The organism is Pseudokineococcus marinus (assembly GCF_013004605.1).
GTDB lineage: Bacteria > Actinomycetota > Actinomycetes > Actinomycetales > Quadrisphaeraceae > Pseudokineococcus > Pseudokineococcus marinus.
Genome location: NZ_JABEMA010000011.1, coordinates 1 through 14,352 on the forward strand (window position 1 = coordinate 1; position 14,352 = coordinate 14,352).

10 protein-coding genes and 2 pseudogenes are annotated in these 14,352 nt (G+C 76.3%); 3 read left to right on the forward strand and 9 right to left on the reverse strand.

The genetic code is table 11. The features are described 5' to 3' along the window. The 7 genes and pseudogenes from HLB09_RS17650 to HLB09_RS02035 form a co-directional block, all read right to left on the reverse strand. A pseudogene (locus tag HLB09_RS17650) lies at positions 1-192 on the reverse strand (hypothetical protein); the annotation flags it as partial. Positions 193-303: 111 nt separating this feature from the next. Further along, complete coding sequence (locus tag HLB09_RS18095; protein WP_171201737.1) at positions 304-2,094, reverse strand: LpqB family beta-propeller domain-containing protein; 1,791 nt, start codon at positions 2,092-2,094, stop codon at positions 304-306. Further along, positions 2,087-3,916 carry an MtrAB system histidine kinase MtrB gene (gene mtrB / locus HLB09_RS02015; RefSeq protein WP_322789989.1) on the reverse strand — a complete coding sequence of 610 codons (1,830 nt, stop codon included), beginning with the start codon at positions 3,914-3,916 and terminating at the stop codon, positions 2,087-2,089. The genes HLB09_RS18095 and mtrB overlap by 8 nt, the downstream gene beginning before the upstream one ends. Before the next feature lie 28 nt (positions 3,917-3,944). Next, positions 3,945-4,613 (reverse strand): annotated as a pseudogene (gene mtrA / locus HLB09_RS02020) (MtrAB system response regulator MtrA); the annotation flags it as partial. 77 nt (positions 4,614-4,690) lie between these two features. Then, a complete protein-coding gene (locus tag HLB09_RS02025; RefSeq protein ID WP_171201740.1) occupies positions 4,691-5,938 on the reverse strand; it encodes a glycosyltransferase family 4 protein in 1,248 nt (415 codons plus the stop codon). Then, positions 5,935-6,960, reverse strand: a complete 1,026-nt coding sequence (locus HLB09_RS02030) for an NAD-dependent epimerase/dehydratase family protein (RefSeq protein ID WP_171201741.1) — start codon at positions 6,958-6,960, stop codon at positions 5,935-5,937. The genes HLB09_RS02025 and HLB09_RS02030 overlap by 4 nt, the downstream gene beginning before the upstream one ends. After that, on the reverse strand, positions 6,957-8,006 hold the full coding sequence (locus tag HLB09_RS02035; protein WP_171201742.1) for a Gfo/Idh/MocA family protein: 1,050 nt from the start codon (positions 8,004-8,006) through the stop codon (positions 6,957-6,959). Before HLB09_RS02035 ends, HLB09_RS02030 begins: the two co-directional genes overlap by 4 nt. Positions 8,007-8,296: 290 nt before the next feature. Here HLB09_RS02035 and HLB09_RS02040 point away from each other — a divergent pair, with 290 nt between their 5' ends. Further along, complete coding sequence (locus tag HLB09_RS02040; RefSeq protein ID WP_171201743.1) at positions 8,297-9,670, forward strand: UDP-glucose dehydrogenase family protein; 1,374 nt, start codon at positions 8,297-8,299, stop codon at positions 9,668-9,670. Between the two features lie 72 nt (positions 9,671-9,742). Here HLB09_RS02040 and HLB09_RS02045 read toward each other — a convergent pair whose 3' ends face one another. Together HLB09_RS02045 and HLB09_RS02050 are read right to left on the reverse strand one after the other, a co-directional pair. Next, positions 9,743-10,810 (reverse strand): acyltransferase family protein, encoded by a 1,068-nt coding sequence (locus HLB09_RS02045; protein ID WP_171201744.1) that lies wholly within the window; start codon positions 10,808-10,810, stop codon positions 9,743-9,745. A 152-nt stretch (positions 10,811-10,962) separates the two neighbouring features. Continuing rightward, complete coding sequence (locus tag HLB09_RS02050; RefSeq protein ID WP_171201745.1) at positions 10,963-11,868, reverse strand: glycosyltransferase; 906 nt, start codon at positions 11,866-11,868, stop codon at positions 10,963-10,965. A gap of 132 nt (positions 11,869-12,000) precedes the next feature. Between HLB09_RS02050 and HLB09_RS02055 the strand changes: the two genes are divergently transcribed. Continuing rightward, positions 12,001-13,116 (forward strand): glycosyltransferase family 2 protein, encoded by a 1,116-nt coding sequence (locus HLB09_RS02055; RefSeq protein WP_171201746.1) that lies wholly within the window; start codon positions 12,001-12,003, stop codon positions 13,114-13,116. Continuing rightward, entirely contained in the window at positions 13,113-14,267 is a 1,155-nt protein-coding gene (locus tag HLB09_RS02060; RefSeq protein ID WP_171201747.1) for a glycosyltransferase, read from the forward strand. The genes HLB09_RS02055 and HLB09_RS02060 overlap by 4 nt, the downstream gene beginning before the upstream one ends. Positions 14,268-14,352 lie beyond the last annotated feature (85 nt).

Sequence of the window (14,352 nt, forward strand, 5' to 3'; positions counted from 1 at the left end):
GGGCGCGGTGGCGACGGGCAGGTCGACGAGGCCCAGCGGCGGCGCGGCGAGGGCGGCCCGGCACGGCGCGCACCACGGCACGTCGGGCTCGCCGCACCCGGGGCAGGCGACCGGCCAGACGAGGCGGCCCAGGGCCGCCCATGCCGCTCGCGAGGGCCCGGGAGGAGCCGCGTGCCGCGCCGGTGAGCCCACGGGAGGAGGCTGCGGTCCTCGCCGGTCCGGTGGCGGGCCGGCGGGACGGTCGGTGGACGGCCGCCCCGGTGGGCTCGCTGTGCGCGGGGGCCGGACAGCCCGCCGCCGGGCTCAGCCCGGGTAGGACGGGTCGGTCGAGGTCTCCGAGCCGGGCCGCACGACCCAGGCCAGCCCGGCGGGCTGCAGGACCCCGCCACCGGGGGCGTCGAGGAGCACGCGCCCGGCCGCCTCGGCCGACGTGAGCCGCTCGACGCCCTCGGGCACCTCGACGGCGCGCACGTCCGAGCCGTCGACGGCCACGCGCAGCAGCTCCGCCGGACCCTCCTCGACGGAGCCGACGGCCACGACCGTCGTCGCGTCCTGCCACCCGGCGTCGGAGACGGACACGAGCCCGGGGACGGGTGGGACGTCAGGCACGTCCAGGCGCAGCGGAGCGCCCTCGCCGTCGCGCACGACGCCGGCGACGTCGAGGTGGGCCCCGCCGTCGGCGTCGGTCGAGGCGACGACGACGCGGGCGCCGTCGCGGGAGACCTGCAGCGCGCGGACGCGCCGCCGGTCCAGCCACGGCGCCTCGACCGTGCGCACGTCCCCCGCCTCGTCGACGGTGAGCACCTCCCCCCCGGCGTCGGCCGGCGTCGTCCAGACCCACCCCCGGACGTCGACGCTCGGGGCCACGAGGTCCTCGCCCGCCACGACGCCCCGGAGCCCGGGCCCCGCGTCCGACTCGTCCGGCACGCCCACGAGCAGGCGCCCGCGCTGCTGCACGAGCACGGCGAAGATGCCGTCCACCCCCACCGCCGGGTCGCTCGGCAGCAGCGAGGACACGTCGAGCAGCCCGGGCACCAGCTCGGCCCCGTCGCCGTCGAGCCGGGCGATGCGGCCCCCGGACAGGACGACGGGCGGGCCGGCGGGCGCCGGCGGGTCGAGGAGCCCGAGCTGGGCGTCCGGCAGCCCCAGGGCGCTGCCCGCCGAGGACAGCTGCACCTCGCGCACCCCGGGGACGGGGCGCAGCGTGGCGCGCAGCTGCGCCTCCATGAGCAGCCGCGTGCCCGGGTCGGCGGCCCGCGCCTCGTCGGAGAGGTCCACCACCGCGGTGCCGCCGGGGTCCAGCGGCACGGCGGGCGGGGAGCTCAGCAGCCGAGTCTCCTCGGGGAAGGCGGTGGTGACCGCCCCCGCGAGCCACTCCGACGGCCCGGCGAGGAGCTCGGAGACGAGGAGGGTCGCGCTCGGCGAGCGCCCCGGGAACCAGCGCAGCTCGGGCACCAGCGCGGTCCGCGTCGGGTCGAGGAAGGTGAGCGGGTAGGCGCGGTAGACCTGCCGGAAGACGTCGCGGCCGACGACGACCTCGTCCGGCGGGTCGCTGAGGCGCCAGACGCCGTCCGCCCGGACGACGTCGAGGTCGACGGAGTAGGACGCCCGCGGCGGCGCCGTCGTCCACCGGCCGCGCCGGTCGACCTCCCCGACGAGGGGTGCGGTGACGCGCACGGTCTGCACGGTGCCCTGCGTCACCGTCGACGTCGGGCGCCCCGGGTCGGCGGCGGGCTGCGACACCCCCGTGCCGCCCACCACCAGGCCGCTCGCCGCGATGACGACGACCCGCTCGGAGGGGCGCCAGGACCGCGCCGCGCGCGGGGTGAGGAAGAGGCGGGCCGTGGCGGAGTCGTCGTCGAAGGCGGCCGAGGCGCGCAGGAAGCCCTCGACGACCGTCTCGGGCGAGGCCCCCGGCGGCGGCCCCTCGGCGAGGAAGCCCAGGGCCGGGTCGGGCGCCGCCGGGGCGGGTCCGCCCGCGACGGGCCCGCGGCGGGGCAGGTCCACGCAGCCGGTGAGCAGGGCGAGGACGGCGACCAGCAGCAGCGCGAGCGCGACGGGCGACCGCCGGGTCCCGGGACGGCGCTCAGCCACGGCCGGCCGGCGGCGGCAGGACGGGCAGAGACGCCGTCGCGATGGTGTCGGCGGCCGCCTCGGTGCCGGCGTCGCCCCAGGCGCCGGGAGAGCCGGCGGCGCTCGGGACGAGGACGACGCCGGGCAGGCCCTCGACGAGGACGCTCGGCGCGGTCGGGTCGTCCGGCGGGGCGACGGGGGCCAGGTCCACCGGCATGGGCAGCGGCGACATGCCCACCGCGCTGCCGGCCACCCGCGGCAGCAGGAGGCGGAAGGCGGCACCGAGGCCGAGCTGGCCGACGACCTCGAGGCGGCCGCCGTGGAGGACGGCGTCCTCGGTGGAGATGGCGAGGCCCAGCCCGCTGCCGCCCGTGGTGCGGGCCCGGGCCGGGTCGGCGCGCCAGAAGCGGTCGAAGACCCGCTCGGCGTCCTCGGGCCGCAGGCCGATGCCGTGGTCGCGCACGAGGACGGCGACCGCCGACGCGTCGGCCGCCAGCTCGACCTCCACCGGGCGGCCCTCGGCGTGCTCGACCGCGTTGAGGACCAGGTTGCGGACGACCCGCTCGACCCGCCGCGGCTCGACCTCCGCCGTCACCGGGCCCTCCGGCACGACCACCGCGACCTCCACGCCCTGCGCGGAGGCCACCGGCTCCGCGTGCTCGACGACACGGGCCACCAGCGCCGCCAGGTCGACGACCTCCGGGTCCAGCGCCGCCGCCCCGGCGTCGAAGCGGCTCATCTCGAGCAGGTCCGCCAGCAGGGCCTCGAAGCGGTCCAGCTGCGTCATGAGCAGCTCGGCGGAGCGGGAGGCCGCCGGCTCGAGGTCGCCGCGCGCCTCGTGGAGCACCTCCCCCGCCATCCGCATCGTCGTCAGCGGGGTCCGCAGCTCGTGGGAGACGTCGGAGACGAAGCGCTGCTGCAGGCGGGAGAGCTCGGCCAGCTGCGTGATCTGGCGCTGCAGGGACGCGGCCATGTCGTTGAAGGTGCGGCCGAGGGCGGCGAGGTCGTCCTCGCCCCGCACGTCGACGCGCTGGTCGAGGTCGCCGGCGGACAGCCGCGCGGCCGCGGCGGCCGCCTCGCGCACGGGGCGCACGACGAGCCGGGTGACGACCGAGACGACGCCGCCGAGCAGCAGCACGAGCAGGAGCCCGCCGACGACGAGGACCCGCTGGACGGCGTCGAGCGTCTCCTGCTCGCGACCGAGGTCGATGACGAAGTAGAGCTCGTACTGGCCCGCGAGGGCGAGGTCGACCCGCTGGCCGACCGCGAGGCCCGGCGTCGTGCCGCCGTCGCTGCTCGGGAGGGCGACCGGTGCGGCCTGCTGCGTCGACTCCGTCTCCACGGCCTCGCGCAGCGCGTCGGGCAGGAGCCCCGGGGTGAGACCGTTGCTCTGGAGGCCGTTGATGGTGACGGGGGCGTCGCTGCCCGGCACCCGCAGCAGGAGGAAGCCGGCCGCACCCTCCCCGCCGACCGAGCTCAGCTGCTCGCTGTTGTCGAGGACGAACTGCTGCAGCTCGACCCCCGTGGGGACGTCGGCCTGGTCCAGGCGGTCCTGGAAGGCCCGGGCCCCCGCCCCCGCCTCGGCGAAGGCCTGCTGCCGGCGCGCGTCGAAGAGCCGCTCGCTGATGGCGTCGGCGAGGAAGCCCCCGACGACCGCCATCGTCAGCACGCACAGGACGACGGTGAGACCGACCACCCGGACGGTCAGCGAGCGGCGCCACCGCCGCGCCGCCCGGCCCCCCGCCGCCCGCAGGCGGCGCCCCAGGCGCCCCGGCACGGCGTCAGCCGGCGTCCGCGCCGGCCCGACCGGGCTCGTCGGCGGACGGGACGCCCGCGCTGACACCCTGCCCCGCGCCGTCCTGCGCGACGGCCCCGGCCCGGTAGCCGACGCCGCGCACGGTGAGGACGACCTCGGGGTGCTCGGGGTCGTGCTCGATCTTGCTGCGCAGGCGCTGCACGTGGACGTTGACCAGGCGCGTGTCGGCCTGGTGGCGGTAGCCCCAGACCTGCTCGAGCAGCACCTCGCGCGTGAAGACCTGCCACGGCTTGCGGGCCAGCGCCGCGAGGAGGTCGAACTCCAGCGGCGTCAGGGCGATGTGCTGGTCGCCGCGGGTGACGGTGTGCCCGGCGACGTCGATGACGAGGTCGCCGGCGCGCAGCGTCTCAGGCACCTCGTCCTCGCGACGGCGCAGCCGGGCACGGACGCGGGCGACGAGCTCCTTCGGCTTGAAGGGCTTGGGCACGTAGTCGTCGGCGCCCGACTCGAGCCCGGCGACGACGTCGGAGGTGTCGCTGCGCGCGGTGAGCATGACGATCGGCACGTCGGACTCCGCGCGGATGCGCCGGCACACCTCGATGCCGTCCACCCCCGGCAGCATGAGGTCGAGCAGCACGAGGTCGGGCTTGGACTCCCGGAAGGCGGCCAGCGCCCCCGAGCCGTCCGCGCAGAAGGACGGCGTGATGCCCTCCCCCCGGAGCACGATGCCGATCATCTCGGCGAGCGCGGTGTCGTCGTCGACCACGAGCACGCGGTTCGTCATGGGCTCATGGTCGCATCCGGAGGACGGAAGGCGGTGTAGCCCGCCCGGGCGCGCGTCCCGCCGGAGCGTGTGTCCTCTCAGTTCGAGGGGCTGCCGGACGCCGCCGTCAGCAGCTGCTCCAGCCGCTCCGCCGACCGATCGACGTCGTGCAGGCGCCGCACGTCCCGAGCCCCCTGCGCGCCCATGCGGGCAAGCTCCTCCGGCGAGGCGGCGAGGGCCCGGCGCAGCGCTCCTGCGAGGGCCACCGGATCGCCCGGCGGGACCAGCCAGCCGTTCTCCCCGTCGCGCACGAGCTCGGGCACGCCGGCGACGGCGGAGACGACGGCGGGGCGCCCGACCGCGAGGCTCTCCATGAGGGCGATGGGAAGGCCCTCGGCGAGGCTGGGGAGCACGAGTGCGCGGGCCGCACGCAGCATGCGCGCGACGTCGTCCGCGCCGCGCCACCCCTCCAGCACGACGACGTCCTCGAGCCCCAGCCGGCGCACCAGGCCCTCGAGGTCCGCCCGGTCGGGGCCGTCGCCCACGAGGCGGAGGCGCAGGTCCCCTGCCCGGACCTCGCCGGAGGCCAGCAGCGCGTGCACGCCCTCGACGAGGAGCCGCTGCCCCTTCTCCGGCGCCAGGCGGCCCACGCACAGCAGCTCCACGGGGGCACCCGCGGTCGGCGGTGCGGCGAGGGCCTCGGGGTCACCCGCGAGGAAGGCCGGGGCGACGCCGCACCGGACGACGTGCACCTTCGCCCAGGTCTCCGGCGGGACCCAGCGGTAGAGCTGGCCCCGCGTGTACTCGCTGATGGCCACCACGTGCGACGCCGAGGCGGTCTTGAGGTCCAGGTGGAGCGACGGCGCCCGGTCCCACTCGTAGGGGCCGTGCACGGTCATGCTCCAGGTGCCCCCCGACAGTGCGGCGCCGAGCATGGCCACCGCCGCGGGGCCCTCGCTCGTGTGGGCGTGGACGTGGCGGACGCCCGCCCGCTCGCAGGCCTCCGCCAGGCGCAGCGCCTCGGCGAGGTAGACGAATGGCCATACCGCGCCCTTGGCGCCGGGCGCGCGCAGCCGCGCCGCCAGCGCGAGCGCCCTGGCGACCCTCCCGGGCCGGCGCAGGGCCCAGCGGGCGAGGTCCGGCGCGGCGGACGGCAGGCCCGGCACGAGGTAGCCGGTGGCGCGCTGCTCGTCGGCCGTCCCGGACGCCTCCACCTCGGCGGGGTCGGGCGAGCGCATCGAGAACGGCCGCACGTCGTGGCCCCGACGGCGCAGCGCCGCGACCTCCTCCCGCACGTACGTGTCGCTGGCGCGCGGGTAGATGTTCGCGAGATACCCGATCCTCACGCGGCGCTCCCCGCGGAGGCAGGCTCCGAGGCGGCCTCCGGCCCTGCGAAGGCGCTGGCGCGTGCCTGCTCCCAGGTGAGCACCGGCGTCCAGCCCAGCTGCCGGCGCGCGACGTCGGCCGGAAAGCGCAGCGGCTTGAACATGGCCTGGAACTTCACCGGGTCCAGGACGCTGGGCAGCTTGCCTCCCGTCCGGGGGAAGATGACCCGCCCGGACAGACGGGCGACCCGCGCGAGGAGGAGGGCGGCCGCGTAGGGCACGACGACGCGGCGGTGCACGCCCGTCGCGGCGGCAGAGGCCGCGGCGTACTGCGATGAGGTGACGACGTCCGGGTCGACAACGTTCGCGGTGGTGCCCGACGGCACGTCCGCCGCCACGGCGGCGGCGAAGGCCTCGGCGCAGTTCTCGACGTGCGTCAGCGGCAGGCGCGTGCGGACGACGAGCTGCAGCCCGCCGACGCGCTGCCCGACGCCCGGGACGTCGGGCCGCTCGGCCCCCCAGATGAAGCCGGGACGCAGCACGACGAGGCTCCACGGCGCCCGCTCGGCCGCCTCGCGCAGGAGCCGTTCCTGCCAGACCTTCGCGCGGGCGTAGCCGTCGCGGCGCCAGGGGCGCGGCTCCAGCGGCGAGGACTCGGTCAGCGTCCCGCGGGCCGCCGACCAGTCGTAGACGGAGAAGCTGCTCGCCAGCACCAGGCGCCGGACGTCAGCGCCCGCCGGGCGCCGCAAGCCCTCGAGGAGGCGCTCGGTCCCGCCGACCGTGCTGGCGAACTGCTCGCTGGCCGAGCCCTGGACCTGGGCCGCCAGGTGGACGACGACGTCGCAGCCGGCCAGCGCGCGGTCGACGGCCTCCGGCGAGCGCACGTCCCCGACGACGATGTCGACGTCCGTGTCGCCCCAGGCGCCCGGTCGGCGCGAGCCGTCGCGCACCAGCGCCCGCACGGAGTGCCCGTGTCGCGCGAGCGCCGCGACGACGGCGGCGCCGAGGAAGCCGGAGGCGCCCGTCACCAGCACCGTGCTCATCGGGGGGCGCTCCTCTCGATCTCGGTCACCAAGGCGTTGACCTCGGCCACGTCCCGCAGGCTCACCGGTGGAGGCGTCCCGTCCCGCAGCGCCGCGTGGAAGGCGCCCGCGAGGCCCCAGAGCCCCTCGTAGGCCCCGGGACCACCGCTGATCTTGCGGAGCAGTCCGCCCACGGCGCCGACCGCCTCGCGGCGTCCGCTGTCGAGCCCGTTGAGCAGGGGCACCAGTGGGCCGGGGGCGCCGCGGAGCTCGCTGCGGACGACGCCCGTGCCGTACAGGTCCGCTCGCGCACGCATCCGCGTGCCCTCCACGACGACGGAGAAGACGTCGGGCTGGGCGGAGGCCGAGAAGGCGAGGCTCGCGGTCGCCGACGACCCGGTGACGAGGCACCGCATCTCGTCGACGGCGAGGCGGGAGGGGTGCCGTTTGGCCCAGGCGGTCGCGACGCCGGTCGCCGGGCCGGTGAACGCGTGCGCCAGCGACGCCAGGTGCGGGAGGAAGTCCGAGACGAGCCCCGCCGGCAGCCCGAGGGCGAAGTGCGGCGCCGTCCCCTGCACGAGCGGGCCGCCGCCCGTGAGGACGTCCAGCGCCACGGTGACGTCCACGTGGACGACGTCGCCGAGCCGGCCCTCGTCGCGCCAGGCCAGCAGCGTCCGGACCTGGCTGTTGAAGAGGTAGTTGTAGTCCTCGAGCAGGTGGGCGCCGTTCGCCCGGGCGAGCTCGAGGAGCTCCTCGAGCTCCTCCGGCGACGCCGCCAGCGGCTTCTCCACGAGGACGTGGATCCCGCGGCGCAGCGCCTCACGGGCGAGGGGGACGTGCGAGGCGGGCGGCGTCGTCACGTGGACGACGTCGAGATCCGCGGCCTCGAGCATCCCCACGGCGTCGCGGAAGACCTCGGGGCGCGGCCCGCGGTCGGCCGCCTCGTCGGCGGCGGCGCGCGCGGCCGCCTCCGAGGAGTCGCAGACCGCCACCAGATGGCCGCCGACACCGGCGGCGAGAGCGCGCAGGTGCTCCGAGCCGATGCCACCGGCGCCGATGACGGCCACGCGCGGCTGTCGTCGGAGCGCGACCGGCGACGGCGCGACGCCCTCAGCGCCCGTCGCTGCCACGGGGTGGTCGAGACCCCGGGGACCTGCCTCCATCACGTCCTCCCGTCCGGTCCGCACCGGTCCGGCGCGGGCGGCGGCCACGCTAGGGCACGCTCCCGCTCGTCGGGCGCGCCGTCACGGCGGTCGACGGGGTCCGGCCGGGACAGCCGCCCGTCCGTGCCGGAGTGGCATGCTGCCCCCGCGCGAGGGCGCGCACGCCCGTCCGCCGACCCCCGTGAGGACCCGTCATGACCGAGCAGACCGCCCCGAGCCGGGGCACCGACCAGACGGACCAGCCGCGCCCGCGCATCAGCGTCGTCGGCACGGGCTACCTCGGCGCCACCCACGCCGCGGCCATGGCCGAGCTCGGCTTCGACGTGGTCGGCGTCGACGTCGACCCCGCCAAGGTCGAAGCCCTGTCCGCCGGCAAGGTCCCCTTCTACGAGCCCGGACTGCCCGAGCTGCTCGTGCGCGGCGTCGAGTCCGGCCGCCTGCGCTTCACCACCGACCTCGCCGAGGCCGCCGCCTTCGCCGACGTCCACTTCGTCTGCGTCGGCACCCCCCAGCGCCCCGGCTCCAACGGCGCCGACCTGCGCTACGTCGAGGCCGCCTTCGAGGGCCTGGCCCAGCACCTGACCCACGACGCCCTGCTCGTCGGCAAGTCCACCGTCCCCGTCGGCACCGGCGCCCGCATGGCCGCCCGCGTCCGCGAGGTCGCCCCCGCCGGCCTGCGCGTCGAGCTGGCCTGGAACCCCGAGTTCCTGCGGGAGGGCAAGGCCGTCCACGACACCCTCTCCCCCGACCGCGTCGTCGTCGGCGGCGCCTCCCCCTGGGGTGACGACCTCCTGCGCCAGGTCTACGCCCGCCCCCTGTCCGAGGGCACCCCCTTCATCGCCACCGACCTACCGACGGCCGAGCTGGTCAAGGTGTCCGCCAACGCCTTCCTCGCCACCAAGATCAGCTTCATCAACGCGATCTCCCAGGTGTGCGACAAGGCCGGCGCCGACGTCACCGTCCTGTCCGACGCCCTAGGCCACGACGTCCGCATCGGCCGCCAGTTCCTCAACGCCGGTCTCGGCTTCGGCGGCGGCTGCCTGCCCAAGGACATCCGCGCCCTCATGCACCGCGCCGGCGAGCTCGGCGCCCACTCCCTCGTCGCCCTCATGCAGGACGTCGACGAGATCAACATGTGGCAGCGCCAGCGCGTCATCGACATGGCCGTCCAGGCCTGCGGGGGCAGCGTCCTCAACCGCCGCATCGGCGTCCTCGGCGCCGCCTTCAAGCCCGACACCGACGACGTGCGCGACTCCCCCGCCCTCAACGTCGCCGCGGGCCTGCACCTGCGCGGCGCCCAGGTCGTCGTCTACGACCCCGAGGCCGGCGAGACCAGCCGCCGGATGTTCCCCACCCTGACCTACGGCACCTCCACCGAGGAGGCCGTCACGGACGCCGACGTGGTCCTCGTCCTGACGGAGTGGCCCGTCTTCCGCGAGGCGGACCCCGCGAAGCTCCTCGGCCTGACGCGGCCGGGCGCCACGGTCATCGACGCCCGAAACTGCCTGCCCGCCGACACCTGGCGCCAGGCGGGGTGGACCTACCGCGGCCTCGGCGCCGCCCGCTGACCACAGGACCTCCGCCTCACCGCGGCCGCTCCCCCTCGGTGCACGCCGGCTGACGCCGCGCGTCCCGCGGCGTCAGCCCGCGCTGGCGGCCTCCCGACGGCGCCTCGTCCCCTGCGGGCGCAGGGCCTCCGGGAGCTCGAAGAGACCGGGCACCCCGCGCAGGAGGCGGTGCAGCCCGAGGCTCGCAGCAGCCGCGACGGCGGCCAGAGCGAGCGGCAGCAGCGGGGCGAGGGGTGTCTCCAGGGGCGCGCGGTCGGCGGCGAGCCCCCGCAGCCACAGGAGCGCCACGAGCGTGATGAAGAGCTCGTGAAGGACGTACACCGGCAGCGTCAGGCCGCCGAGGCGCTCGAGGAGGCGGACGGGCGCCACGTCCGGCAGCCGCCCGGCCACCACGACACCTCCGAGGACGGCCAGCGCCCCGACGGCGAGGTGGAGCCCCGGACGGGGAAAGCCCTCGGGAAGGCTCCAGCTCGCGACGACCACGGCGGGCGAGGCGACGAGAGCGGCCGCGCCGACGGGGAGCGGCACGCGGTGCAGATGGTCGCGCAGCAGGTCGGTGAGGCGGCTCCCCGCCAGGAAGAAGGGGAAGAGCGACCCGACCGCCGACCAGGTGTAGTTGTCGGTCGCGAGGGCGTCGACGGTGACCAGGGCTGTCGAGACGACAGCCGCCGCCACCAGCAGGGGCACTGTGGGCACCCGCCGCAGGAGCCGACCTCCGACCGTGAACAGGGCGAGGGCGTAGAGGTACCAGAGGGAGCTCGTCGGGAGGTCGAAGGCGTGCAGCGCGCCGCGCCACGCGCCGAGGGGGTCCGCCTCGACCTCGCGGGTCCGCGGGTAGGGGACGAGCGTCAGGAGGACGGTGGCGAGGAGCAGCCAGACGACGTACAGCCAGACCAGGTTGGCCACCTTGCCGCGCAGCAACTCCCGCCACGGGCGCTGCAGGGCTCGCGCCGCCAGGACGCCGGAGACGAAGAAGAAGAGGGGCATGCGCATGCCGGCGAGCAGTCCGTCGAGGACCCGCCACCGGTCGCCGTTGAGGCCCAGCGAGACCGTGCAGAGCACGGAGTGGTGGAGGACGACGAGCAGGATGGCGGCGCCGCGCGCCCTGTCCACCCACACGAGTCGCGCGGTCGAGGCCACTGGGGGCTCCCGTCGAGTCGGTGCGGCTGCAGCCGGGGTGGCTGGAGCCGCCGGATCGACGGCGACCTACCGATCGGCGCTGGGTCACCGACGGCTCGGCGGACAGTGAAGCAGCCAGACCGCCCGAGCCGGTCAGTCCGAAGCCGTGTCCGTCACGACCCGGCCTCTCGGCGCCGGGCTCGCCGGAACGCGGAGCGGATCTCCTCCTCGCCCATGACGACGTCCTCCTCGAAGGCGCCCGTCGCACCCTCGTACGAGCGCACGGAGTGCGTGACGGCCACCCCACGCGCGAGGAGGTCCGCCGGAGCGGCAGGGAGGCCCTTCCACCGCACGGCGATGGGGTCGCCTGGCCGCCCGAAGTCTCCGATCGTCAGACCGGCGGCGCGCACGCCGAGCCCCATGAGGTGGTCGTCCCCCATGGCGCTGTTCGCGAGGACGCCCATCTGCAGCAGGCCGGACTCCCGCATGCGCTCGATCGCTCGCTGCGGCAGGAGGCTGCACGCGCCGAGCACGTGCTCGCCGTCCTCGTAGCCGTGACGGCGCGCTGACCGACGAAGGCGCACGACGGCCCTCCGCAGCCGCGGGTCGCCGTAGGCGTTGCGCCAGTGCAGATCCTGGCGGAGGAGCTCGCGAGCAGGTGCGAAGCTGCGCTGACTGCCGTCGGAGGCGGTGCGGTACGACCCGAGGAGACCGAGGCTGCGGTCGGCGTCCAGGACTGCGAGAGCGGCGTCCTCGAGCCCAGGACCGATGAGGAGGGCATCGGCGTCGAGGCGGACCAGCAGGTCGAAGTCCCAGACGTCAAGGACTGCGACGAGGGCTTCGGCGAGCTTCACCCACAGGGAGCCGTAGACGCCCTCGCCGCGGGACCGAGGCTCGAGCAGCGTGACATCGGGCGTCGAGGCCAGCGAGGAGATCTGCTCCGGTCGCGCCCCTCGCGTGTCGTCGACGACCACGACGTGGCGGGAGGGGCCGAGGTGGGTGAGCACGGAGTCGACCGTGTCCAGGACGTCGTCCCGCGGGCCGGCGGGGATGACGACAACGGTCCGCACCCGGGGCATGGGCGCACCTTAGGTCGCGCTCGGCGCGCGGTGTGCGCTCCGGGTGCCGGGCTCGTGCCGCGGGGAACGACCGCCGTCCGCAGGTCGCCGCCGGAGGGGCGATGGCCATCTCGCCGGTGAGAGCATCCGGCTGTGGCGAGCTCAGCAGACGGCGTCGGCCCGGCCGGTGGGGGGCTGGCGGAGACGGGCGTCTTCGTCCTCGTGGCCGTGCGTGACGGCGAGAGGTGGTTAGGACGGACCCTGGCGTCGGTCAGGGCCCAGACGTACGAGCACTGGCGATGCGTCGTGGTCGACGACGGTTCCACCGACGGGACGGCGACCGTCGTCTCCGAGGTGGCACGGGCGGACCCCCGGGTGCGCCTGGTGCGGCAGGTCGCCTCGGGGGTCTCGGCAGCGCGGAACCGCGGGCTCGCGGAGGCCGGCGACCTGCCCTTCGTCGCTGTCGTGGACGGCGACGACCTGCTGCTGCCCACCGCGCTCGAGACCATGGTCGCCGGACTGGCGCCGCAGCCGGACGCCGTGGGTTTGACGTCGCTCGCTGAGTACGTTGACGAGGACGACGTGCCGATCCGCGCCGGCGAACACTCGGCGCTCCAACGACGACGGACGACAGTCAGAGGCGGTCGGGTCCTCCCTTCCACGTACGGCGGCCGCACGACCCTCGCCGACCTGGTCGTCGAGGGGCCGATGTGGCCACCGGCCTCCATGCTTCTGCGCACCGGCGCCGTCCGCCGTGCAGGTGGGTGGCAGGAGCACCTGAGGTCCCAGGAGGACTGGGACCTGCACGCGCGCATGGCTGCAGAGGGGCACTTCGTTGACCTCGACGTCCAGACCGCCTGGTACCGGGTCCGCGCGGGCAGCCTCACCGGGGACCGTGGCCTCACCGCTGCCGCGCAGGTCGTCGTACGCCGAGCCGGCTGGGAGCGGGGTGGGCGGCGCACGCAGCAGCGCCGGGCGTGGGCCGTCGGGCACCGGCACGTCATGCGCGCCCGGGCCGGAGGGCAGTGGCGCGGGCTGTCGAGGGCGGCGCGCCGCCGCGACGGCCGCGCCGCCCTGGGGCGGGCGGCTCTGACGCTGTGGTTCACCGGGCTGTCCGTCGCGGTGCGGCCACCAGCGCCGCGAGCCGCCCTCCTCCGGGCATCGTCGGCGGCGGCCCGGCTGGACCAGCGTCTCAGCTGGCAGGAGAAGTCGGCACCGTCTCGCGGGACCGACAGCGCTCCTGCCACGGGGAGCTCAACGTGTGGGTGAGCGGTGCGGGTGACCCGCGAGTGGCCGTCTACCGCCGGTACTTCCTCCCGCGGTCGGAGACCTTCGTCCGCGACCACCTGCTACGCATGCCCCGGTACGAGACCCGGGCGGTCACGAGCGAGGTGCTCTACGACCCGCTCCTCGTGCCGGGCGTCGAGCCGCACCTGCCCCGCGACCGCGACCTCGTCCCCAGGGCGGCGGCGGCGGTCCTGCGCCGACTAGGCCGGCCACCGGAGCAGGTGGCTGCCCCCCCGCTGGCCGCCGCCCTCCGCGCCACCGGCGCCGGTCTCGTCCACGTCCACTTCGGCGTGGACGCGGCGTGGGCGCTGCCCGCGGTGCGCCTGGCGCGCCTGCCCCTCGTCGTCACCTTCCACGGCTACGACGCGACGATGCACCCGGAGGTGCTGCGCCGCAGCCACAGCGGCGCGCTGCTCGTCGACGGCTTCGACGCCCTCGTCCGCCGGGCTGACGCCGTCGTGACCGTCAGCCGCTTCCTGCGTGAGGCGTTGCTCCGTCGTGGAGTCCCGGGCGAGAAGATCCACGTCATCGCCTGCGGCGTCGACGTGGCCCGCGCGCCGGACCCCACGCCGCCGCCGGAGGGACCGCTCCTCTTCGTCGGCCGTCTAGCAGAGAAGAAGGGCGTCGGCGATCTCCTGGAGGCGCTGGCAGGGCTCCCGGGGAGCCCGGAGCTCGTCATCGCCGGGGACGGCCCGTTGCGCACCGAGCTCGAGTCACGGGCCGCTGCGCTGCGCGTACGGGCGCGCTTCGTCGGCATGCGCACCAGCGACGAGGTCGCCGACCTCATGGAGAGGGCGTCCGCGGTCTGCCTTCCGTCGAAGACAGCGGCCGACGGCGACTGCGAAGGGCTGCCGGTCACCGCCCTCGAGGCCGGGCTGCACGGTCGTGCCCTCGTCGGCTACGCGCACAGCGGCATCCCCGAGGCGGTCGTCGACGAGCGGACCGGGCTCCTGGCGGCGGAGGGGGACGTGATGGGCCTCCGGGCCCGCCTCGGCCGGCTGCTCGAGGATGACGCGCTCCGTCGGCGCCTCGGAAGCGAGGCGCGCGCGCACGTCGCCGAGCACTTCGACGTCGGCGACCTGCTCGGTCGCATGGCCGACGTGTACGACGGGACTCTCTCCCGAGCGAGCTGACGCCTCTCGCCGTCTCCCCGCTGACCACGGGCCTGCCGCGGCGTAGGCGGAAGCCTCGTGCGGTGTCCTCTTGACCGTCGAGGCT